Here is a 777-nt window from a genome sequence, read left to right on the forward strand (position 1 = left end):
GCAGCCACGGAGATGGTCTTCGAGCTCGTCGGCGTCGGGCGGTCGCATCTCCCGGCGACGCCCCACGTACTGGCGCCACTGCGCGAGCTGCGCTTCAAGCTCCTCCTGTCCCTCCCGCGCCGTCATGCCCGGCCCTCCAGCGGGATCGCCGTCAGCGTCCCGCGGTCGCCAGGACCCAGCCAGATTCCCTTGAGGGCGTCCATGACCGTGGCCCACTGACGGCGCTGCTCGGCCAGCTCGGCCAGGCCCGCCTCGGTGAGCCGGTAGTACTTGCGCCGCCGCTCGCCCGTCACCGACTGCCAGCTGGACTCCACACATCCGAGGCGTTCCAGCCGGTGCAGCAACGGGTAGAGCAGGCCCTCCGTCCAGTCCAGCTCACCAGCTGACAACTCGTTGATCCGTTTGAGGATCGCGTAGCCATAGCTCTCCTCCTCGGCCAGGATGCCGAGCACCAACGGCGTCGCCGAGGCGGCCACCAGATCCTTGCCGACTTTCACCAAGCCTCACCCCGTTCGATACCCTGGAAGTACGATGCATAGTACTGCTAGGTATAGAAGGCGCAATGGCTGGTACGGCGTTTCGGGCGGGAGCGGTCATTGCACTCACCGCGAGCACTCTCGCGGGCAGGCACCTCGCGTTGGTGTCGTCGGTCGCTACCCAGACGCTGACCAGGGACGATGCCCGGTGACTGTGTTGGCCGGAACATCATTTACCGGATCGAACGAGTGTTCCGAATGTCTGGCGGTTTCGGAGGCCCGGCGCGTCCGCTGACCGTAT

The 777-nt window shown here is 66.3% G+C and carries 2 protein-coding genes; one reads left to right on the forward strand and one right to left on the reverse strand.

All coding sequences use genetic code 11. The annotated features are described in order from the left end of the window. Positions 1–122: 122 nt before the first annotated feature. Positions 123–497 (reverse strand): PadR family transcriptional regulator, encoded by a 375-nt coding sequence (locus MJ783_RS22210; protein WP_239313589.1) that lies wholly within the window; start codon positions 495–497, stop codon positions 123–125. A gap of 65 nt (positions 498–562) precedes the next feature. On the opposite strand from MJ783_RS22210, the gene MJ783_RS23395 reads away from it, so the two are divergent. Then, entirely contained in the window at positions 563–688 is a 126-nt protein-coding gene (locus MJ783_RS23395; RefSeq protein ID WP_255724447.1) for a hypothetical protein, read from the forward strand. The last annotated feature ends 89 nt before the right edge of the window (positions 689–777 follow it).

It is taken from the genome of Protofrankia sp. Cj3 (assembly GCF_917627355.1).
Classification (GTDB): Bacteria; Actinomycetota; Actinomycetes; order Frankiales; family Frankiaceae; genus Protofrankia.